Genomic DNA, 22,390 nt, shown 5'->3' with positions numbered 1-22,390 from the left:
ATCTTAAATAATTAGTCTTTTTTATGTTTATCATGTACTTTGGTAGGTACATTATCATTCCATACTGTTAAAATATCTGTCGCTACACTTGCTCCACTTCCTGCTGCAATTGCAAACTGACTTCTCCACCCAGCTAAGGTTCCGCAAACATATAACCCTTCTTTTATTAAGTGGTTGAAATTACGTAACTGAATTCTATCTTTCATAGCATTTGCTCTAATATGACGCTCTACATATTGTTCTAAACCAGCTATTTCAAAAGGCTTTGAATAGTTTAGGGCTATAACAACTTTTTTACTGTAATATTCATTTTTATTAGTGATTATCTTATATCCATTTTCATCATCCAAAACAGCTATCACTTTTTCATTTTCAATTTGAGATACTTCTGGGTATAAATTTTTTAACTGATTTCTACCGCTTTCTAGAATATCTTTTCCTAAAGTTTCTGGAGCTAAACCTAAAACATTATTAAAGAGAGCATCTTGTAGGTGAGAAGAACGCTGATGCATTATAATTCCAACTGTTTTTCCTTTTGCATATTCTTTAGTAAGTGCAGAACCTAAAACTAAAGCGCATTGCATACCTGATACTCCTCCTCCAACAATAAGTACATCAAAAACCATAGTTAAGCTACTAACATTTTAAAGTTAGCCGCAAATAATTTAACTGCTATAGCTAACAAGATTACACCAAATATTTTTCTTATAATTTTTATTCCGTTTGGTCCAATTACTTTTTCAATTTTTCTGGACGTTTTTAACACAATATAAATTACAATTACATTTAATAAAACGGCTACAATAATATTTTCAAGGTTAAATTCCGCACGTAATGAAAGTAGTGTTGTTAAGCTACCAGGACCTGCTATTAATGGGAAAGCTAAAGGAAAAACAGTTGCACTTAATGCTTCCTCATCATCTTCTTTATAAAGAGTAATTCCTAATATCATTTCTAATGCTAGGAAAAACAAGATAAAAGCACCTGCCACTGCAAATGAGTGTACATCTATACCTATTAAATTTAATAGTCTCTGTCCTAAGAATAAAAACAGAATCATAATAAATCCTGCTATTACAGAAGCTTTTTCTGATTGAATGTGTCCTACTTTTTTACGTAAATCAATAATGATAGGAATGTTTCCAACAATATCAATTACCGCAAATAATACCATAAAGGCTGTGAAGATTTCTTTGAAGTTAAAGTCCATAGTTGCTATATTTTCGCGTGCAAAATTATATAAGTAATGTTACAATCTAGTATTTTTGCATTTAAATTTACAAGAAGTTAATATAAACTTCCCAATATTAAAGACATTTTATGTTTCAATTAGGAAAAACCATCGTTTCAGAAGACCTTATAGAAAAAGAGTTTGTTTGTAACTTATCTGCATGTAAAGGGGCTTGTTGTATAGATGGCGATGCGGGAGCACCCCTTGAAAAAGAGGAAACAATAATTTTAGAAGAAATATACCCAAAAATTAAACCTTTTTTACGAAAAGAAGGAATTGAAGCTATTGAAAAACAAGGTACTTGGATTACTAGTGATTTTGGTGAACTGGAAACTCCTTTAATTAATGATGCCGATTGTGCTTATGTTATTTTTGATGATAAAGGCACTGCCTTATGTGCCATTGAAGAAGCATATAACCAAGGTATTGTAGATTGGAAAAAACCCGTTTCTTGCCATTTGTATCCTGTTCGTGTAAAGGATTATAGTGAATTTGCTGCCGTAAACTACCACAAATGGGAAATTTGCGACGATGCTTGTTCTTTAGGTAAAGAATTACAAGTTCCTGTATACAAATTTGTAAAACAAGCTTTAATTAGAAAGTTCGGCCAAAACTGGTATGATGAACTTGAAAAAACAGCAGAAAAATATTTAAAAAAATAAGATAAAAAACGATGCTATTTAGCGTCGTTTTTTATCTTATTAGTATATATACTTAACTAATATTTCCCATTATTTTTCTATGTAAACGAATAGCATATCCATCAGATAAACCTGCAACATAGCTTGAAATTTGCATAATTCTATCATATAAGCTTTCTTTATCTTGTTGATATTCCTGTGGAATTAGATTAAGTACTAACTTATCATAATTAGATTGTTTATCATCAAATTTATTATTTAAAGCAGTTACAAAAACATCTAGAAGATCTGCTATGATTTTATATCCTGCAACTTCTTTTTCAACAACCTCTTTACTTCTGTAAATTTTATCAACACTTAATTTAATAATATCATTAATCTGAGCTTCATATTTACATTTATCTAATAACCCTTTATCAAAGGTTCCATTTAAAATAGCTTTTTCATTATCTAAAAAGATGGCTACTGCTTCATTAATTAATACTCCTATGGCTAAGGCACGTAAATAACTTACACGATCTTTAGTATGCTGTAATGAATGGTATTTTTTACTATCAATCGTATCTTTTACCAACTTAATCATATATTCTAAGGCATAATCTTCTTCAATTAAACCTAGATTGATTCCATCTTCAAAATCGATAATTGTATAACAAATATCATCAGCTGCTTCAACTAAGTATGCTAATGGGTGACGATAATAAGAAACTCCTTCAGATTCTTTTTTCAATAACCCTAAATCTTCAGCTACATCTAAAAAAGCATCTTTTTCTGACTGAAAAAAGCCGTATTTCTTATCTACAATATGATTTGTTGGTTTCTTTGGCAAACTCTCTTTAGGGTACTTTAAAAAAGCTCCTAGTGTTGCATATGACAAACGTAAACCTCCTTGAATTCCTTCTCTATTTTCTGTTAGGATTTTAAACCCGTTGGCATTTCCTTCAAAATCTATTAAATCTTGATATTCCGAATCAGTTAATTGATTTTTATACTGAAGACCTTTTCCCGTTTTAAAATATTCTCCAATGGCTTTTTCTCCTGAATGTCCGAATGGTGGATTCCCAATATCGTGCATTACTGATGCCGCAGCTACAATAGCTCCAAAATCATTAAAAGTGTATCCTAGTTCTTTTAATTTTGGGTGGCGCTCTAGTAATTCTTTACCTACTCTTCGTCCCAACGTGCGCCCTACAACTGATACTTCTAAACTATGCGTTAAACGTGTATGAACAAAATCGGTTTTTGATAATGGAATTACTTGTGTTTTATCTTGCAAACTACGAAAAGCCGATGAAAATATAATTCTATCAAAATCTACCTCAAAACCTAAACGAGTTTCATCTTGTTTTGCACGTTCACGTTTTTGGGTATCACCAAAACGTTTTAAAGAAAGGAGTTGTTCCCAGTTCATCATTCGTAAATAAAATTTTGTCGAAAATACAAAATCTTTACCCTAAACCTAGTTTTTCTTCTATATCATATTCTCTAATAACCTCTCTATCCGACGCAGCTACTTCTAACCATTCTGTAAAATTTTTCACCTTGTAATGTAAACATCCATCCATATAATAAGCTAATGACCATTCATTATCCTTTCTCTCTTCATGAGTTAACCAACACCATGCTCCTCCGTTTGAGTCTCCTATCATTAAAGAAAGTAAACTTTCTGTCATAATCTTCTCCTCTCCTAAATAAACAAATTCGTTTAAAGTTTTATTGTAATCGTATTCTTTATAAAAGCCTCCATTTTGGATGCTATCTATATTTTGTACAAAAACCCAATCGCCTCCATCTCCAAAATATTTCAGAAATAGTTTATATGACTTTGGGAGTTTTAGATTTAACTTCTCTTCAATCATTTTAATTTCTTCATCAGTTAATGTTTTTCCAACATTCTCATGATAATGGTAGTTTTCTAATAACCTAACTATACTTTTAGAAATAGGATGATTGTAATCAGTAGAATTCCTAAATTTATCTAGCAAACTTTTTGCTTTACTCCTAACAGCTTTTTTCTTTTCTATTTTACCTGAATCAATTCTGTTATTCTTTCTTAAAATAGCAACAGCGGCGGAAAAAATGCCAAGAATTATAAAATATTTTATCTCCATAGACCTCTAAAATATTAAAAAAGAGAAGCCTATCGACTTCTCTTTATCACTTTTAATTTAATTCTAGCTTAAGATCCACACATTAAACAATCGTCTGGTCCTTCTGCATTTTTAGAAGCTTCAACCATCGCTTTGAATTCATCTGTACTCATTGGCTTGTCTTCTTCCTTCTTTTCTATATTTAACGTAAACTGCTTCGCATTTACAGCAGATTTGGTACGTAAATAATACATTCCTGTTTTTAATCCAGATTTCCATGCGTAGAAGTGCATTGAGGTTAACTTCGCATAATCAGGATCTTGCATAAATAAGTTTAACGATTGAGATTGATCGATGAAGTATCCTCTATGACGTGCCATATCGATAATATCTTTCATACTCATTTCCCAAACGGTTTTGTATAAATCTTTTAAGTTTTGTGGAATAGCATCAATATGTTGAATTGATCCGTTGGCACGCATAATATCTTCCTTCATATCATTATCCCATAAACCTAACTCTACTAAATCTTCTAATAAATGTTTATTTACTACGATAAACTCTCCTGATAATACTCTACGTGTGTAGATATTAGAAGTATATGGTTCAAAAGCTTCATTGTTTCCTAATATTTGAGAGGTAGATGCTGTAGGCATTGGCGCTACTAATAATGAGTTACGAACTCCATGTTTTTTTACGTTTTTTCGTAGTTTTTCCCAATCCCAACGACCGCTCAACTCATCGTCTTTGATTCCCCACATATTGTGCTGGAATTCTCCTTGTGACATTGGGGAACCTTCATAAGTTGAATAGGCCCCTTTTGTTTTAGCAACTTCCATTGATGAGGTTACAGCTGCAAAATATAATGTCTCAAAAATTTCTTGGTTAAGCTTCTTCGCTTCTTCTGAAGTAAACGGTAAACGTAACATAATAAAAGCATCAGCTAACCCTTGAATTCCTAATCCTACTGGACGGTGACGGAAATTAGAGTTTTCTGCTTCTTTTACAGGATAATAGTTACGATCAATTACTGTATCTAAATTACGGATTACTTTTTTCGTTACTTTAAATAACTTTTGATGATCGAAGAACTTATTTCCGTTTTCATCTTCTGCAACAAACATTGGTATTGCTATTGATGCTAAGTTACATACTGCTACTTCATCTTCTGCAGTATACTCCATAATCTCAGTACATAAATTTGAAGAACGAATCGTTCCTAAATTCTTTTGATTTGACTTACGGTTTGCTGCATCTTTATACAACATGTACGGAGTACCTGTTTCTATTTGTGATTCTAAGATTTTCTCCCATAAATCACGTGCTTTAATAGTTTTTCTTCCTTTCCCAGCAGCTTCATAACTTGTATACAAACGCTCAAACTCTTCACCATACGTATCGTATAAATGAGGGCACTCATGTGGACACATTAACGTCCAGTCAGCATCTTCTTGCACACGCTTCATGAATAAGTCTGAAATCCACATTGCATAGAATAAATCACGCGCACGCATTTCTTCTTTACCGTGGTTTTTCTTCAGGTCTAAAAAGTCAAAAATATCTGCATGCCAAGGCTCTAAATACATTGCAAAAGAACCTTTACGTTTTCCTCCTCCTTGATCTACATAACGTGCTGTATCGTTAAATACACGTAACATTGGTACAATACCATTTGATGTTCCGTTAGTACCTGCAATATAACTTCCCGTAGCACGGATATTGTGAATAGATAAACCTATACCTCCTGCAGATTGTGAAATTTTAGCTGTCTGTTTTAAAGTATCATAAATTCCATCAATACTATCGTCTTGCATTTGTAGCAAGAAACAAGATGACATTTGTGGTTTTGGCGTACCTGAGTTAAATAATGTTGGTGTTGCATGGGTAAAATATTTTTTACTCATCAATTCGTATGTAGCAATTGCCTCGTCAATATCTTCTTTGTGAATACCTATCGCAACACGCATTAACATTTGTTGTGGACGTTCAACAATGTTTCCGTTTAACTTTAATAAATAAGAACGTTCTAATGTTTTAAAACCAAAATAATCGTAATTAAAATCACGACTGTAGATAATTGTTGAATCTAATTTATCGGCATTATTCATGATAATTTTGTACACATCATCTGCTAGTAAAGGAGCTTTATTTCCTGTACGTGGATTGATATATTCGTACAAATCGGTCATTGTTTCCGAAAACGATTTTTTGGTATTCTTATGTAAGTTAGATACGGCAATTCTCGCTGCTAATTTCGCATAATCAGGATGAGCAGTTGTCATTGTCGCAGCAATTTCTGCTGCTAAATTATCTAATTCAGAAGTAGTTACCCCATCATACAGTCCTTCAATAACACGCATTGCTACTTTTACTGGATCAACTATATTGTTTAATCCATAACACATTTTTCTAACCCTTGCTGTGATTTTATCGAACATCACAGGCTCTTTTCTGCCGTCTCTTTTTACTACATACATATTGATATTGGTTTTTGTTGGTTAATAGCGTCGTCAAAACATAGTTGTTTATGACAACATGTAAAATGTTAATACTAGTTTGTTTCTTTTGAAACGATTATAACGCTAAAGCACTGAAAAAAGTGCTCTAGCTGAGTAATACTGCATGTAGGGGAAATAGCAGCTTATTGGTTCCTAAAAATCTGCATCAAAGCTGATGCTTCCTGTACCTCCAGATTTTACTCCGGCTTTTTGGTACTCTGATACTCTTTTTTCAAAGAAGTTAGTTTTTCCTTCCAAAGAAATCATTTCCATGAAATCAAATGGATTGGTAGACTCATACTCTTTTTCGCATCCGAATTCTAAAAGTAGTCTATCGGTAACATATTCTAAATACTGAGTCATTAACGTTGCATTCATACCTATTAAACTCACAGGTAAAGACTCCGTTATAAATTCTCTTTCAATATCTAAAGCTGAGATAATAATATCTCTTATTCTTTCTTTTGGCACTTTGTTTACTAAGTGATTGTTGTGTAAGTGTACAGCAAAATCACAATGCATACCCTCATCACGAGAAATTAACTCGTTTGAGAATGTTAACCCAGGTAATAACCCACGTTTCTTTAACCAGAAAATTGAACAGAAAGAACCTGAAAAGAAAATTCCTTCAACTGCTGCAAAAGCAATTAAACGCTCAGCAAACGAATCAGATTCAATCCATTTTAAAGCCCAATCTGCTTTCTTTTTAATTGCTGGAAAAACTTCAATTGCCTTGAATAACCTATCTTTCTCTTCTTCATCCTTTATATATGTATCAATTAATAATGAATACGTTTCTGAATGAATATTTTCCATCATGATTTGGAAACCATAAAAGAACTTAGCTTCTGAGTATTGAACTTCGTTTACAAAGTTTTCTGCTAAATTTTCATTTACAATTCCATCAGATGCGGCAAAAAATGCTAAAACATGCTTAATAAAGTAACGCTCATCGTCTGTTAGTTTAGTGTTCCAGTCTGTTAAGTCTGAATGTAAATCAATTTCTTCAGCAGTCCAAAAACAAGCTTGTTGCTTTTTATACCATTCCCATAAGTCATTATGTTGAATTGGAAAAATTACAAATCTGTCTTTGTTTTCTTGTAAAATTGGTTCAATCGATGCCATGCTTTTTAAGCTCTTTTTAGTTTGTTATTTTTATTCCCTGAGTACAGAAACAAAGATTGGAAAAATTGCTATATTTTGAAAGCTATACTTATTCACAAATCCCTTGAAGTTTTTAACAAAACACTTTTTTTTCTTCAATTTACAATATTTTTTACATTTTACAAAAACCTACAAATCAAATACTTAAAATTAAAAAAAATGCTTGACAAGTGATACTCACTGAGTTTCTTATTTTGTGTTTAAACATAAAAAAAGTGACACTTTTTGCGCCACTTTTTAAACCTTTGTATTCTTCTTTTTTAGGTTATTTTTTAACCTTTAAAACATCCTCTATTATTTGTTCAATTTGTTTTTTTGGTAATGCTCCATGAGCCATTTGAGGTTCATCGTTAGCAGGACAAAATAACATAGAAGGAATACTTCTTATTCCAAAAGCAGCAGCTAATTCTTGTTCTGCTTCTGTATCTATTTTATAAATATGAACTTTCCCTTCATACTCTGCACTTAATTCTTCCAAAACAGGAGCTAATGCTTTACATGGTCCACACCAATCAGCATAAAAATCAATTATTGCAGGTAATTCTCCTTCAAACTTCCATTCTTTATTTTCTTCATAATTAAAAACCTTTTTTAAAAAAGCTTCTTTGTTTAAATTTTCAGTCATGCTTATTGTATTATAATTACGTAAAGGTAGTCGTTTTTATTTCAATAGATTTACAAAGCTGTTTTTGTTAAAATCATCTTAAAATAAATGACTATGAGTGTTTTTCTTCTAACTTTGGTCTAATTAACCAATTTTTTAATCATGAGAAAAATCCTTCTTCCCATTATTTGTGCAGGAACAATTTTAGTTTCTTGTAAAGAAGAAAAGCAATCTAAAAAAAATATTAGTGTGAACTATCCAGAAACAACTAAAAAGCCTGTTGTAGATGAATATTTTGGTACTAAAGTAACTGATAACTATCGTTGGTTAGAAGACGATAGAAGTACCGAAACTGAAGCTTGGGTAAAAGCTGAAAATGAAGTTACTTTCGATTACTTAGACAAAATTCCATATCGTAAACAGTTAAAAGACCGTTTATCTGAATTATGGAACTATGAAAAAGTAGGAACTCCATTTAAAGAAGGTGATTACACCTATTTTTATAAAAACAATGGATTGCAAAACCAATATGTTCTATACAGAAAAGATAAAGAGGGTAAAGAAGAAGTTTTCTTAGATCCTAATACGTTTGCTGAAGATGGAACTACATCGTTAGTTTCAGTAAGCTTTACCAAAGACGGAAAAACTGTAGCCTATGCAATCTCTGAAGGAGGAAGTGATTGGAGAAAGGTTATTATAATGGATGCTGAAACCAAAGAAATTAAAGAAGATACTTTAGTTGATGTAAAATTTTCTGGAATAGCTTGGAAAGGAAACGAAGGTTTTTACTATTCTAGTTATGACAAACCTAAAGGAAGTGAATTATCTGCTAAAACAGATCAACATAAATTATACTTCCATAAGTTAGGAACTCCTCAAAGTTCCGATGAAGTTATTTTTGGGGCTACTCCAGAAGAAAAACACCGTTATGTTGGTGGATATTTAACAGAAGACAACAAATATCTATTAATTTCTGCTTCAACCTCAACTTCTGGAAACAAGTTATTTATTAAAGATTTAACAAACCCTAATAGTAAATTAACACCTATCATTGACAATTTTGATAGTGATACTGGTGTAATAGACAGTAGAGGAAGTAAGTTATACTTAGTAACCAACTTGAATGCTCCTAATAAGAAAATTGTTACTGTAGATGCTGCAAACCCAACTCCAGAAAACTGGGTAGATTTTATTCCTGAAACTGAAAATGTATTATCTCCATCAACAGGAGCTGGATACTTCTTTGCAAAATATATGGTAGATGCTGTTTCTAAAGTATTACAATATGATTTTGATGGAAAATTAATCCGTGAAGTAGAACTACCAGGTGTAGGTTCTGCAGGTGGTTTTGGAGGAAAAACAGATGCAAAAGAATTATACTTCTCTTTTACCAATTACAACACTCCAAGTTCTTCATATAAGTTCAACCCAGAAGATGGAACTTATGAACTATACTGGAAACCCGCTATTTCATTCAACGCAGATGACTATGAAAGTAAGCAAGTATTTTATACTTCAAAAGATGGAACAAAAGTTCCTATGATTATTACCTATAAAAAAGGATTAGAGTTAAACGGTAAAAACCCTACTATTTTATATGGTTATGGCGGATTCAATGTAAGCTTAACTCCAAGTTTTAGTATTGCCAATGCGGTTTGGATGGAACAAGGTGGTGTGTACGCTGTACCTAACTTACGTGGTGGTGGAGAGTATGGTAAAAAATGGCACAATGCAGGTACACAGTTAAAAAAGCAAAATGTTTTTGACGATTTTATTGCTGCTGCTGAATACTTAATCAAAGAAAACTATACTTCATCTGATTACTTAGCTATTAGAGGAGGATCAAACGGAGGTTTATTAGTAGGAGCTACGATGACACAACGTCCTGATTTAATGAAAGTTGCTTTACCTGCAGTAGGCGTGTTAGATATGTTACGTTACCACACATTTACAGCTGGAGCAGGTTGGGCGTATGACTACGGAACTTCTGAACAAAGCAAAGAAATGTTTGAATACTTAAAAGGATATTCACCAGTACACAATGTAAAAGAAGGAACTCAATATCCTGCAACTATGGTAACTACTGGTGATCATGATGATCGTGTAGTACCAGCTCATAGTTTTAAGTTTGCTGCTGAATTACAAGAAAAACAACAAGGAGACAACCCTGTATTAATTAGAATTGAAACCAATGCGGGTCATGGAGCAGGAACTCCTGTAGCAAAAACTATTGAGCAGTATGCTGATATTTTTGGATTTACATTATTCAACATGGGATTTGAAACATTACCAAATGCTCCAAAATCGAAAATAAAAAGTTAAAAACTGTAACATTTTTATAAAAACAGACTCTTATTTAGAGTAAATTTACTACCTCGGGACAAAATCTCGAGGTAGTTTGTTAAAATTAAGATTCATTCAAAAAACATTAAAAATGAAAACCATTCACAAAATGCTGTTTACTACTGCCGTTGCTTCTTTAGGAGTTATTGCATGTAAAACAGATAAAAAGCCTGAAGAAAAAGTACAGGCAATTGTTTTAGAAAACATGGATACTTCGGTTAAACCTACCGATGATTTCTTTAGATATGTTAACGGTTCTTGGATTGATAACACTGAAATTCCTGCTGATGAAACTTCTTGGGGAGGATTTAATCAATTAAGAAAAACCACTACCAAAGATGTATTAGCTATCTTAAACAAGGCTATTGAAGAAGGTAACTTCCCAAAAATAAAAGATGCTGAAGGAAACGAAATAGATTCTGATCAAGAAAAAGCGGTAAACTACTACGAAACCATCATGGATACCGTAGCTAGAAATAAAGCAGGTAAAGCACCTGTACAACCTTTTCTTCAAAAAATTGAAGAAATTAAAGACTTAAACGACGTACAAACTTTCATTACCAATATGGCTCCTTATGGGGGTGCTGGTTTTTATGGTTTTGGAGTGTTTAACGACCTTAAGAACAGTAGTATGAATGCGGGTTACATGGGAGCTGGCGGACTTGGTTTATCAAGAGATTACTACGTAGATGAAAAGGTAAAAGACAAGCTTGAAAAATATGAGGTATTTGTAGCTAAAATGTTACAAGAATTTGGTGATGATGAAGCTACAGCTAAAAAGAATGCAGCAACTATTGTTGCTTTCGAAAAGAGTTTAGCTGAACCTAGAATGACAAAAGAAGAGCGTAGAGATACACGTAAAATTTACAACCCAATGACTCTTGCTGAATTAGCTGAATTGGCTCCTGTAATTGATTGGGAAGCTCATTTAAAAGGTATTGGAGTAGATAGTATCGATAAAGTTATTGTTACAGATCCAGGGTATTTCAAAGCAATGAATGAAGTACTTAAAAATAGTCCTATTGAAACTGTTAAATTATCATTACGTTGGAATGCTATCAACAACTCATTAGGTTTATTATCTACTGATTTAGAAAAAGCTAACTGGGAATTCTACAGTAAAGAAATGCGTGGAGCTAAACAACAACGTCCAAGAGACGAACGTGCTTTAGCTAATTTAAATGGCGCTATTGGCGAAGCTTTAGGTAAGTTATATGTAGATGAGAAATTTCCACCAGAAGCGAAGCAAAAAGCTAAGGAAATGATTGATAACGTAATGTTAGGTTTTGAAAAACGTATTGCGCAATTACCTTGGATGAGTGCTGAAACTAAAGAAAAAGCTTTAGAAAAATTACACAAATTAACTGTTAAAATTGCATATCCTGATAAATGGAAAGACTACTCAACTTTACTTGTTAAAGGATTAGATGAGGGAGGTACTTATTTTGACAACGCTGTTAATGTTCGTAAGTGGAACTTTGAAAAAGATATGGATAAATTAGGTAAAGAAGTAGATAGAACTGAATGGGGAATGTCTCCTCAAACTGTTAACGCTTATTTTAATCCTGTCAACAATGAAATCGTATTCCCAGCAGCTATTTTACAACCTCCTTTCTATAACTACAAAGCTGATGAAGCTGTAAATTATGGAGGAATTGGAGCTGTTATTGGTCATGAAATCTCTCATAGTTTTGATGATTCTGGTGCTCGTTTTGACGGTGACGGAAACTTAAAAAATTGGTGGACAGAAGAAGATTCAGAAAAGTTTAAAGAAGCAGGAAGCAAATTAATAAAGCAGTTTAGTGATATTGTTGCTATTGATAGTATGAACTTAAATGGTGAGTTTACTTTAGGTGAAAATATTGGTGATTTAGGTGGTGTACAAGCTGCTTATGAAGGATTACAAATTTTCTTAGAAAAGAATGGTCGTCCAGAAAAAATTGACGGATTTACTCCTGAACAACGTTTCTTCCTTTCTTGGGGAACTATTTGGAGAACTAAAATGCGTGATGAAGCATTAAAAAACCGTATCATGACTGATACACACGCTCCTGGAATGTACAGAGCTTATATGCCTCTTAAAAACGTAGATGCTTTTTATGAAGCATTTGATGTTAAAGAAGGAGACAAAATGTACTTAAAACCAGAAGATCGTGTAAGAATTTGGTAAATTCAATTAAAAAATAAGTACCTTTAAACCAGTGTATATACACTGGTTTTTTGTTTTCCAAAAATTAACAACAAGTTTTGTATATTCCAAAAAATAGTAAGTAATTCGCCCTCCTTAATTTTTAATAGAATGAGACTAATTGGAAGGATTGAAAAAATATCCTTTTTAAACTGGGAAATAGAAGATTTACCTGTAAAAATTGATACAGGAGCCTATACTTCTGCAATACATTGTAAGCATATTGAAGAAAAAGACGGAGTGTTAGAGTTTATATTACTCTGCCCAAAAACAGAAAAATATAATAATAAATTGCTCCAAACAACAAAGTATAAAGTTAAAAGCATAAGAAGCTCAAACGGAAAGAAACAAAAAAGATATGTTGTTTCCACCTCCGCTATTTTTTATGGTAAAAAATATAAAATAAAACTATCACTATCAGATAGAGGTAAAATGAATTATCCAGTATTAATTGGTAGAAAATTTTTAAACAAAAAATTTATTGTGGACGTTTCACAAAAAAACATCACATCAAAAGAAATATAAAAAATGAAAATTGTTGTTCTTTCTAGAAACCCTAAATTATATTCAACCAAACGCTTAGTAGAAGCAGGCGAAAAAAGAGGACATGAAATGGTCGTATTAGACCATACCAAATGTGATCTTATTATCGAAAAAAGAAAGCCTGCGATAGTATACAATCATGAGCTTGTAACCGATGTTGACGCTATTATTCCTCGTATTGGTGCTTCAGTTACTTTTTATGGTACCGCAGTTGTACGTCAATTCGAAATGATGAAAGTATTTTCTGCTGTAGAGTCTCAAGCTTTGGTACGCTCTAGAGATAAACTAAGTAGTTTACAAGTACTTTCAAGAGCAAATTTAGGACTTCCAAAAACGGTTTTCACTAATTATTCAAAAGACACTTCAGAAATTATAAAAAAAGTAGGAGGAGCTCCTTTAATTGTTAAACTTTTAGAAGGAACACAAGGCTTAGGTGTTGTGTTAGCAGAAACCAAAAAAGCAGCTGAGTCTGTTATAGAAGCTTTTAATGGTTTGCAAGCTCGTGTAATTGTTCAAGAATATATTAAAGAAGCTAAAGGTGCTGATATTCGTGTTTTTGTGGTAGATGGTGTTGTTGTTGGAGCTATGAAGCGTCAAGGAAAAGAAGGTGAATTTAGATCCAACCTACATAGGGGAGGAACTTCAGAAATTATAGAATTAACTGATGAAGAAGAAAATGCTGCTTTAAAAGCTGTAAAAGCAATGAAATTAGGTATCGCCGGTGTAGACATGTTACAGTCTGATAGAGGTCCTTTGATTTTAGAAGTTAATTCTTCTCCTGGTTTAGAGGGCATTGAAAAAGCTACTGGAAAAGATATAGCAAAAAGTATTATACGTTACGTAGAAAGAAGTGCTTAAAATCAAAACCGACATTAAATAATGTCGGTTTTGTTTTAATATTTAATCTGCTAATTCCATACAGTTAAATCCTTTTTCTTTTACTTTATTTATAATGTCAGCTTCTGTTATAATATCAGTTGCCTCTATTCTTAAAACATTATCAACATCTTCAAGATCAATAGATATATTAATTATATTATTATCTTTATTAAATAACTGACGTATAGAATCTTCTTTTTTCTTTGTGTCAATATCGGTTCCATAGATAAATAGTTTCATAACTCAATGGTTTTTATTCTTGTTCCGTTTCTTTATTTAATTTGTCTACATATTTTTGATAAGCTTCACTGCCTTCTTCTTTCCAAAACCTATCATAATGTTCCCATTCTGAAAACTTTCCTTTACAGTTCTTTTCATAATGTGATTTGAACTTGTGTTTTCTTCTTTTGTTAGAATATTTCTTTGATTTATGTTTTCCTCCACATTCACTAGAAGAAAATAAAATTTTAGCTAAAATAAATAACCCTACTGCTTGCCAGTAGTTAATAACTGGTAATCCAAAAATATCTGGCATAAGGTTATTCCAAAGCCACATAATTGCATATCCAAAAAGTATTGCAAGCATTAAAACTGCAATTATTCCGAATATTATTCTTCCTACAAATATTCCTGGAGATTCTCCATCTCTTCTTTCTTTAAACAAATTTTCCATCTTTTATTTTTATTTTTTGTTTTCAATTTTTCTAAGTAATATTCCTAATGCTCGATGTCTTCTTGACATTAATGTTCCAACAGGTACTTTAAGTTCCTCCGATAGTTCATTGTATGTGTACCCTTCAAAATCAATAGCTATAATTATTTCTTTATATACAGGTTTAAGGTTCATTATTCTTAATTCTAGTTCCTTTTTCATTACTTCAGAGTACGTATTATCAGGAGTACCATATAAAACCTCTGTAAATTCAATCAGTTTTATTTCATCAATATCTGAAGCTGAAGCTTCGTATTTCTTTCTTCTTAAATTATCAATGATTTTATTTTTTAGAGACCTGTAAACAAAGCTAGCTACATTGTTTATCGGTGAATTTCCATTAACTCCAGAAAACAATTTTAAAGCAACTTCTTGAATAATATCTTCTGCATCTTGATGAATACTTTGTTTAATTTTAGTTCCAACATAAGACTTAAGGGCACCATATTCTTTATCAAAAAAGGCTTTTAATTTCTTTTTATTTTCCGTTTCTTGGTTCATTTATAGGCTTTCTTTGAGCTCCTCAATTATAAAGACGTACTTTTTATTTTCTATTGCATTTTTTTTAAAAAAACTCTTCATACCATTTATAACAAATATACTTAGAGCTAATTTTTTAAAAAAGAAGACTATTTAAAGAGAAACTTGGAATGAAAAATCTTGTTTATAATTTATCTTAAACCTTTATGTATTTTTGCAACCATGCTACAAGTAAATAATATTTCATTCACTTATCCATCTAAAGAAAAAACCTTAGAAAACATCCATTTTACACTTCAAAAAGGTGAGCACTTGTGTGTAATGGGTGAAAGCGGTTGTGGAAAATCTACACTTTTAAAAATTGTATATGGTTTACTAGATGTTGATAAAGGGAACTTATATTGGAATGATATTCAAATTTTAGGACCTGAACACTATTTAGTTCCTGGAATGGAGTTTTTTAAATATGTAGCGCAAGATTTTGACTTAATGCCTTTCACATCTGTAAGTGAAAATATTAAAAAGTTCTTGTCACGATTTTACCCTAAAGAAGCTGAAGAAAGAACACAAGAACTTCTGGAAGTTATTGAAATGACCGAATTAGCGAACGAAAAAGTTAAAAACTTAAGTGGTGGACAGCAACAAAGAGTAGCCATTGCTAGAGCATTGGCTAAAGAACCAGAATTATTATTGTTAGACGAACCTTTCAGTCAAATAGATAACTTTAAAAAGAACTCATTAAGAAGACGATTGTTTGCTTATTTAAAAAAGAAAAATATTGCCTGTATTGTTGCTACGCACGATGGAAATGATGCTCTTTCTTTTGCTGATACCATGATGGTAATCCGCAACAACCAAATCATTGCGCATGACAGTCCAACAAACTTATATAAAAACCGAAAAGAAAAGTATGTTGCTTCTTTATTTGATGATGTAAACGAACTCACCATAAATAAACAAACATTACTACTATATCCTAACTTACTTGAGATTACCAAAAAACCATCAAAACTAGAAGGAACTGTATTGAAGTCTTATTTTAAGGGGGGGTATTGGCTAATAGAAGTTGCTTATAACAACCAATCCGTTTTTATAAACCACTTTGAAAATATTGAGCATAAAAAAACAGTCTCATTTAAGTTAAAAGAGACTGTTTAAACCAATAATAACTATCTCTATAATTATTACTCAACTATCTTAAAATAAATTATTTTCTAAAAAAAATACACCCTTACCATCTTAAACACCAAAAGATAAAAGTGTATTATAGCTTCTTTTTCTGTTCTGGTTATAACAACCTTTCCTGCATGTAAAACAAGTTATTTTTGTTTTACCCTACTTTTTCTTAAAAAATTTCTTTAATGACACTTTTTGCTCCGTTGAATTCAAAAGATTCACCCTCCTTTTTACCTAAAATTAACTTTCCAATAGGTGAAGATGGAGATATTGCGAAGTATTTTTTATTTTCAAAAGTTAACAATCCTACACTCACACTAATGAAATAGTTTATAGTTGAGGTGGTTATAACTACACTGCCTAAATGAGCAATTTTTGAAGTTGTATCTGTATTAATTTTAGCAAGTGTTTCTTTCATTTGAGCAATTCCACTAAGTTGCTGACTCGCTTTTTCCATTTCTAACTGTAGCATTGCCCTACCGGTTTCATGTTTATCTCCTGCAGAACTTTTTGTTTCAGATTGTAATGCTTTTTGATGAGAAGAAATTGTTTCTTCTACAGTTTGTAAACGTTTATTTACATACAACTCACATTGTTTGTATAGTTCTTCTTTAATATTCATTTCTTACTTTTCTAAGTAATACTAATTTACAAGTTGTGCTAACTCTTTTCCTACCAAACTTCCTATAGCAACTCCCATTCCTCCTAATCGTATACCACAAAACACATTATTTGAAAGCTGTTTTACAATCGCTTTTTTCTGATTTCCAACCCCCATAATTCCACTCCAGCGATGTTCTATTTCAACTTTAGTATTCGGTAAAATTGTTGTTTTTAAAATTTCTTCTAATTTGTTTTGAATAAGCAATGTTTGTCCAAACTCATCAGTTTCTTCACCTTTAAAATCCAAATTTCTTCCTCCTCCAAACAAAATTCTATTATCAATATTTCTAAAATAATAATATCCTTTATCTAGGTGAAAAGTTCCTTTTATATGTAAATTTTCAATCGGTTTAGTAATTAATACCTGTGCTCGTGCAGGTTGTACATTTTCTTTCAATAATTTATTTGCAAATCCGTTGGTAGCAATGAATAATTTTTTAGTAGTAAACTCAATCTGATTCGTTTTTACTTCTACTTCATCGTTGTTTTCTATAAATTCTTCAACCTGTATATTGTTGATAATTTTCACCCCTGAGGACAAAACTTTTTCTAACAACTTAGCCGCCATCTTACCAGTATCTATTTGCCCTTCAAACTGGTTGGTTATATATTGTTGATGAATATTTTGAAACCCAAACTTGTTATCATCAACTGAAAAAACATCCTTAGAAAACAACGGCTTTAAAAGCTCATTTATCGATGTTTTTTGCTCTAAACACGATTCATATAACTCTTTTGTTAAAAACAATTCATATCCTTTATTTTGTTGAAAATCTATGTTTTTATCGCCCAGTGTGGTGCGTAAAAGCTGTAAACCTTGCCAACGTTTTTTTACCAAGCTAAAAACCTCTTCTTCGGTATGTGTATTTAAATCATCTATCAGTTCAGATAAACTTCCAAAACAAGCAAAACCTGCATTTTTAGTGCTGGCTCCTTGTGGTAACACTCCTTTTTCTAAAACTAGAATTTTTGCCTTGGGGTATTTTTCTCTTAATTGTAATGCACAATTTAACCCCACAATTCCACTTCCTACTACAGTAAAATCAACATTTGTAAACCACTCTTTTAGTTCCCAGTAACTGAAATTCAACTTCATATAAATCTGATTATATTTGTGACTTGGCACACTCCTTGAATGTCTAAATTTAAACATTAAAAAACAACTCTATGAAATTAATTGGAATCTTAATTTTAGCTCTAAGCTTTACTAAATGCGCAAGTGTAAAAATGGAGAACAATCATCCTTTCAAAATAGAATCTGCAAGTTATTCTCATGTAACAGGAGGTGTAAAAGGTAGTTATAACTCTACTAACTTGATTATTAATTTTACTGCTGAGAAGCCAGTTGACTTTCAAAAAGTATATTTTCAAAATAGGATTACCAAGGCTATTGTTGAGCAACATAATGATAAACAATACATTACTGCTCGTTATAAAACCTCATCTAATGAGTTAAATGATCTTATTTTACATGCTGACCCAAAAAAAGAGTTTGGTAACACTCCTGCAGAAGAATTTCCTTTTGAATTAAAAGAAAATGAAGCAATGGTTTCTTATATTATTGAAGAGAAAACACACTACGTTAAAATAGAAAGCATTATAAAAAAAGATAAGGTCTTTATGCAATAAAAACCTTAGTATAGAATAACTTTAAACACCTCAAAAAAGAGGTGTTTTTTATTTTTGGCACGTAATTTGAAAACCTATAAGCATAACCATAAAATGAATGCTTATGAAACGTATAAAATTACTTTTAATACTACTTATTGGTGGTGTAACACTTACGTCATGTGTTGTAAGAAATGAAATTGTAGATGATGGTTTTTCTTTAAACGAATATATTTCAAGTTATGATTTATGGTATGTAGATTATCACAGAACAACTGGTAGTGGCGAAGTTCCTTTTTTATCAAGAGCTTTTACTATTTCTTTTTTAAACGGAACCATGTATGCAAATAATAATATTGTTGATATTGGTAAAACAGGAAATGGTTTAGGTATAGCTGTTGGTAACTATAGTACATACGGAACAATTTTAGAAACGCGTCATGATATAGATGGATATTTTGAATTTGATGTAGTACAACTTTCTAATAACGAAATTAGAATTGATGATTTATCACAAAATGTAAGTTATTATCTAGTAGGGTATCAAACAGATACATTTGATTATAACATGTTGTTTTATGAAAATATTGAGTATTTCTTACAAGAATTTAAAGCTTGGGAAAGAACTGATGAAACTGGAGGTGCTCCAAATCCTTTTGATAACGAGCATTATCTAAAATTTACTCATAAAAATGATGTGACATTCTATTCATCACATGACCCTTTTGGCACAAATGTTGATTATATAAATTGGGATTTTGAAGGAAGTTATATTGTTAGAAATGTTATAGGAGAAAACAATCTAAAATATTTAACACTTAATTATGATAACGGAGATACTGAAGAGTTTGATTTAACCGTTATAAATGACGAAACAATACGATTAAAGCACGTAAGTTCAAGAACAACATATATTTTTTCTGGTATAGAATTTATCCAGTATTTAAAAGCAGAAAAAACAAATACTACAAAACCAGCTGTAAGGAGTAGCGGTAGAAAACGTACTAAAATAAAAAGAGAAACAGTTCCTAAAAGGAAATAAAAATAAAGTTTGGTTAGTTGATTTTTGGTTGGTGTAGTAGCCAACTAAAAGAAACCGCTCCGCTAGGGGCGGTTTTTCATTTTATAATGGTGGCTTAACATAAAAAATATTACCTTTATACAAAACAAAAAACCATGCAACAAACTGCTTTAATTACTGGAGCAACCTCAGGTATTGGTAAGGCAACCGCTCAACTTTTTTCTAAAAATAACATCAACTTAATTCTTTGTGGTAGACGTGTTGAAAAGCTACAAAAACTGCAACAAGAATTATCAAAATTTACCAAAGTACATATACTTCAGTTTGATGTTCGTTATAACGAAGAAGTACAAAATGCGATCAATAGTTTACCTGACGAATTTAAACATATTGATATTCTTATTAATAATGCTGGAAATGCTCATGGATTAAACAGCATTCAAAATGGAAATATTGACGATTGGGACGCTATGATTGACGGAAACGTTAAAGGCTTATTATACGTTTCAAAAGCTATTATTCCTCAAATGGTAGAACGAAACAATGGTTTCATTGTAAATATTGGCTCTATCGCAGGAAAAGATGTGTATCCTAACGGAAATGTGTATTGTGCGTCAAAGTTCGCTGTAAACGCTTTAAATAAAGGAATGCGTATTGATTTGAATCAACACAATATTCGCGTATGTGCCATTCACCCAGGATTGGTAGAAACTGAGTTTTCTGATGTTCGTTTTAAAGGAGATTCTGAAAGAGCTAAAACTGTATATCAAGGATACAAAGCACTACAACCTGAAGATATAGCAGATATTATTCACTTTGTAGTTACTCGTCCGTATCATGTAAATATTGAAGATTTAATTGTATACCCTACAGCGCAAGCTAGTGCAACTATTGTGAACAAAAACGCTTAAGTTGTGATTAACAAACGTCTTTTAATTAAAAACTTACTGTCTCATAACGACGAGAATAGTTTTTATGATAAAAAACAAAAATTATCCTTTGGTTCTAAAGAAGGAAAAGCTAAGTTTATAAAACACGTTTGTGCACTTTCTAATTCAAACCCTAACAACAACTCATATATTGTTATTGGTATTGAGGATGAAGAAAATAAAATTATAGGAGTTGATTTTTATGATGATAGCAAAATTCAAAATTTGGTAAATGCTTATCTGAATAATCCACCAAAAATAGAATATGAAAATGTTCCTTTTCCACGTTTGCAACGCCACAAAGTAATTGGATTAGTAACTATTTATCCTACCAAATTAATTACCTCTTTAGCCAAAAATGTCTGGAAATATCGTAAAGGAACTATTTTTTATCGTAGAGGTAGTAATTCTATGCCTGCTGAAGAAAATTTTGTTTTAAAAAATAACAACAAAGCTATTGTTGAGGCTATTGAAAAAAACGCAAGTAACAATATTCAACTTACCCTTGATGGCGTTTTCGACTTTATTAATAGGCACAAACCAGAATATAATCCGCAATACAAAGTATTTAACGAACAGTTTGTGCTTTGTTGGGCAGGAAAAAAGAAAATTATAAATAATGAAGCGTTTTTTACTCGTGTTGATATTGAGTTGGTAAACGAACAAGTACGTTTGTTTTTTTCTTCGTTAGATGATGTACAAATTAGTTACAACGAACAGTCTTTTATTATCACCGAATACATTGTTTTAGGGATTGATAAGAGTGAAAAACGCTATCCGTTAGAAAAAACCATTATTAACTTTAAAGATAACGGAAAGCATGATATTGTTACGGAATTTTTATTTGAAGCTCCTCAATATCATAACGATATTTTACAACTTATTTATGATAATAATAATAGTATCATCGCTAAAATTGTGAACAACAAACCTCTTTCTGTTATTGAACATGAAGATGTATATCGACTACCTACTACCTATCTAATCTGTTATTTAAATGGATTTGAAATTGCTCCTCTACAACTTAAAAAAGCAAAAAATTATATCAAAAACTTAGAAGATAAAACTACCTATATTAAATACAAAGAAGCTATGCGAGTAATACGAAAAGTAAAATATCATTAAGAGATTTTTAAGACCTTATCTTAAATAATTGTTAAGTGTCTGTTTTTGGTGAAACGTTTTGTTTTTATAGGCGTCTTTTAGCTGTAACCTAATCATAAAAACACAACATCATGAAAAAATTAATTTTATCAGCTTTAGCAATTACTTTATCCTTCGGAACTATTACTGCTACTTCAACTCCATATGAAACACCTGTTAAAACTAACCTAGAATACCCTAATGTAAGTACTTTTTGTAAATTAATTAGAGCTGGAAACTTTGAGGCTGTAAAAGCTATGGTTGAAAACGGAACAGATATTAACAGAAAGTCTACAGGACTAACTCCTTTAATGTTTGCTGCTAGATATAACAAAGCAGATATTGTTCAATTATTAATTGATAACGGAGCAAAATTAAAAACAAAGTCTGAAAGAGGATATACTGCCTTAGAATATGCTAAAATGTCAAAAGCACATGAGTCTTATAAAGTTATTGCTAAAGCTTTAGGAAAGTAAT

At 31.5% G+C, this 22,390-nt stretch carries 23 protein-coding genes; 11 read left to right on the top strand and 12 right to left on the bottom strand.

The window, feature by feature from the left end:
* Window positions 1-11: 11 nt before the first annotated feature.
* Together MHM83_RS02905 and MHM83_RS02900 are read right to left on the bottom strand one after the other, a co-directional pair.
* Window positions 12-626, bottom strand: a complete 615-nt coding sequence (locus MHM83_RS02905) for an FAD-dependent oxidoreductase (protein WP_159610635.1) — start codon at window positions 624-626, stop codon at window positions 12-14.
* 2 nt (window positions 627-628) lie between these two features.
* Window positions 629-1,210, bottom strand: a complete 582-nt coding sequence (locus MHM83_RS02900) for a MarC family protein (RefSeq protein WP_047788084.1) — start codon at window positions 1,208-1,210, stop codon at window positions 629-631.
* A gap of 110 nt (window positions 1,211-1,320) precedes the next feature.
* On the opposite strand from MHM83_RS02900, the gene MHM83_RS02895 reads away from it, so the two are divergent.
* Complete coding sequence (locus MHM83_RS02895; protein WP_047788085.1) at window positions 1,321-1,893, top strand: DUF3109 family protein; 573 nt, start codon at window positions 1,321-1,323, stop codon at window positions 1,891-1,893.
* A gap of 52 nt (window positions 1,894-1,945) precedes the next feature.
* Here the strand turns inward: MHM83_RS02895 and MHM83_RS02890 are convergent, their stop codons facing one another.
* The 5 genes from MHM83_RS02890 to trxA all read right to left on the bottom strand — a co-directional run bounded on the left by MHM83_RS02890 (window position 1,946) and on the right by trxA (window position 8,249).
* On the bottom strand, window positions 1,946-3,283 hold the full coding sequence (locus tag MHM83_RS02890) for a deoxyguanosinetriphosphate triphosphohydrolase (protein WP_047788086.1): 1,338 nt from the start codon (window positions 3,281-3,283) through the stop codon (window positions 1,946-1,948).
* A gap of 37 nt (window positions 3,284-3,320) precedes the next feature.
* Window positions 3,321-3,983 carry an SMI1/KNR4 family protein gene (locus MHM83_RS02885; RefSeq protein WP_167712581.1) on the bottom strand — a complete coding sequence of 221 codons (663 nt, stop codon included), beginning with the start codon at window positions 3,981-3,983 and terminating at the stop codon, window positions 3,321-3,323.
* A 68-nt stretch (window positions 3,984-4,051) separates the two neighbouring features.
* On the bottom strand, window positions 4,052-6,439 hold the full coding sequence (locus MHM83_RS02880) for a ribonucleoside-diphosphate reductase subunit alpha (RefSeq protein ID WP_239178328.1): 2,388 nt from the start codon (window positions 6,437-6,439) through the stop codon (window positions 4,052-4,054).
* Between the two features lie 174 nt (window positions 6,440-6,613).
* Window positions 6,614-7,585, bottom strand: coding sequence for a ribonucleotide-diphosphate reductase subunit beta (locus MHM83_RS02875; protein ID WP_047788089.1), 972 nt, complete (start codon window positions 7,583-7,585; stop codon window positions 6,614-6,616).
* A gap of 304 nt (window positions 7,586-7,889) precedes the next feature.
* Window positions 7,890-8,249 carry a thioredoxin gene (gene trxA, locus MHM83_RS02870; RefSeq protein ID WP_047788090.1) on the bottom strand — a complete coding sequence of 120 codons (360 nt, stop codon included), beginning with the start codon at window positions 8,247-8,249 and terminating at the stop codon, window positions 7,890-7,892.
* A gap of 141 nt (window positions 8,250-8,390) precedes the next feature.
* Here trxA and MHM83_RS02865 point away from each other — a divergent pair, with 141 nt between their 5' ends.
* The 4 genes from MHM83_RS02865 to rimK all read left to right on the top strand — a co-directional run bounded on the left by MHM83_RS02865 (window position 8,391) and on the right by rimK (window position 14,160).
* A complete protein-coding gene (locus MHM83_RS02865) occupies window positions 8,391-10,550 on the top strand; it encodes a prolyl oligopeptidase family serine peptidase (RefSeq protein WP_239178327.1) in 2,160 nt (719 codons plus the stop codon).
* 112 nt (window positions 10,551-10,662) lie between these two features.
* Window positions 10,663-12,741 (top strand): M13 family metallopeptidase, encoded by a 2,079-nt coding sequence (locus MHM83_RS02860; RefSeq protein ID WP_239178326.1) that lies wholly within the window; start codon window positions 10,663-10,665, stop codon window positions 12,739-12,741.
* A 129-nt stretch (window positions 12,742-12,870) separates the two neighbouring features.
* Window positions 12,871-13,284, top strand: a complete 414-nt coding sequence (locus tag MHM83_RS02855) for an ATP-dependent zinc protease family protein (protein ID WP_047788093.1) — start codon at window positions 12,871-12,873, stop codon at window positions 13,282-13,284.
* Window positions 13,285-13,287: 3 nt separating this feature from the next.
* Entirely contained in the window at window positions 13,288-14,160 is an 873-nt protein-coding gene (gene rimK / locus MHM83_RS02850; protein ID WP_047788094.1) for a 30S ribosomal protein S6--L-glutamate ligase, read from the top strand.
* A 42-nt stretch (window positions 14,161-14,202) separates the two neighbouring features.
* On the opposite strand, the gene MHM83_RS02845 is transcribed toward rimK, so the two are convergent.
* From MHM83_RS02845 to MHM83_RS02835, 3 genes are read right to left on the bottom strand one after another with little or no spacing between them, the layout of a single operon-like run.
* Complete coding sequence (locus MHM83_RS02845; protein ID WP_047788095.1) at window positions 14,203-14,421, bottom strand: hypothetical protein; 219 nt, start codon at window positions 14,419-14,421, stop codon at window positions 14,203-14,205.
* 13 nt (window positions 14,422-14,434) lie between these two features.
* Entirely contained in the window at window positions 14,435-14,854 is a 420-nt protein-coding gene (locus tag MHM83_RS02840) for a hypothetical protein (RefSeq protein ID WP_073182380.1), read from the bottom strand.
* A gap of 9 nt (window positions 14,855-14,863) precedes the next feature.
* Window positions 14,864-15,394: an RNA polymerase sigma factor gene (locus MHM83_RS02835; protein WP_047788096.1), complete on the bottom strand. Its 531-nt coding sequence runs from the start codon at window positions 15,392-15,394 to the stop codon at window positions 14,864-14,866.
* A gap of 201 nt (window positions 15,395-15,595) precedes the next feature.
* Between MHM83_RS02835 and MHM83_RS02830 the strand changes: the two genes are divergently transcribed.
* A complete protein-coding gene (locus MHM83_RS02830) occupies window positions 15,596-16,531 on the top strand; it encodes an ABC transporter ATP-binding protein (protein WP_239178325.1) in 936 nt (311 codons plus the stop codon).
* A 187-nt stretch (window positions 16,532-16,718) separates the two neighbouring features.
* On the opposite strand, the gene MHM83_RS02825 is transcribed toward MHM83_RS02830, so the two are convergent.
* Both MHM83_RS02825 and MHM83_RS02820 read right to left on the bottom strand, forming a co-directional pair.
* Window positions 16,719-17,171 (bottom strand): 3-oxoacyl-ACP synthase, encoded by a 453-nt coding sequence (locus MHM83_RS02825; RefSeq protein ID WP_239178324.1) that lies wholly within the window; start codon window positions 17,169-17,171, stop codon window positions 16,719-16,721.
* Between the two features lie 21 nt (window positions 17,172-17,192).
* A complete protein-coding gene (locus MHM83_RS02820) occupies window positions 17,193-18,302 on the bottom strand; it encodes an NAD(P)/FAD-dependent oxidoreductase (protein ID WP_239178796.1) in 1,110 nt (369 codons plus the stop codon).
* Window positions 18,303-18,379: 77 nt separating this feature from the next.
* Between MHM83_RS02820 and MHM83_RS02815 the strand changes: the two genes are divergently transcribed.
* From MHM83_RS02815 to MHM83_RS02795, 5 genes are all read left to right on the top strand, one after another.
* Window positions 18,380-18,841 carry a hypothetical protein gene (locus tag MHM83_RS02815; protein WP_239178323.1) on the top strand — a complete coding sequence of 154 codons (462 nt, stop codon included), beginning with the start codon at window positions 18,380-18,382 and terminating at the stop codon, window positions 18,839-18,841.
* A gap of 103 nt (window positions 18,842-18,944) precedes the next feature.
* Window positions 18,945-19,862: a hypothetical protein gene (locus MHM83_RS02810; protein WP_239178322.1), complete on the top strand. Its 918-nt coding sequence runs from the start codon at window positions 18,945-18,947 to the stop codon at window positions 19,860-19,862.
* Window positions 19,863-19,996: 134 nt separating this feature from the next.
* Window positions 19,997-20,752, top strand: a complete 756-nt coding sequence (locus tag MHM83_RS02805; protein ID WP_073182385.1) for an SDR family NAD(P)-dependent oxidoreductase — start codon at window positions 19,997-19,999, stop codon at window positions 20,750-20,752.
* Between the two features lie 3 nt (window positions 20,753-20,755).
* Window positions 20,756-21,895, top strand: coding sequence for an ATP-binding protein (locus MHM83_RS02800; RefSeq protein WP_239178321.1), 1,140 nt, complete (start codon window positions 20,756-20,758; stop codon window positions 21,893-21,895).
* Between the two features lie 110 nt (window positions 21,896-22,005).
* Window positions 22,006-22,389 (top strand): ankyrin repeat domain-containing protein, encoded by a 384-nt coding sequence (locus MHM83_RS02795; protein ID WP_047788101.1) that lies wholly within the window; start codon window positions 22,006-22,008, stop codon window positions 22,387-22,389.
* The last annotated feature ends 1 nt before the right edge of the window (window position 22,390 follow it).

It is taken from the genome of Tenacibaculum sp. Mcav3-52 (genome assembly GCF_022347665.1).
Lineage (GTDB): Bacteria > Bacteroidota > Bacteroidia > Flavobacteriales > Flavobacteriaceae > Polaribacter > Polaribacter mesophilus.
The sequence above is the reverse complement of the archived record's forward strand: the minus strand, read 5'-3'. Positions and strand labels throughout refer to the sequence as shown.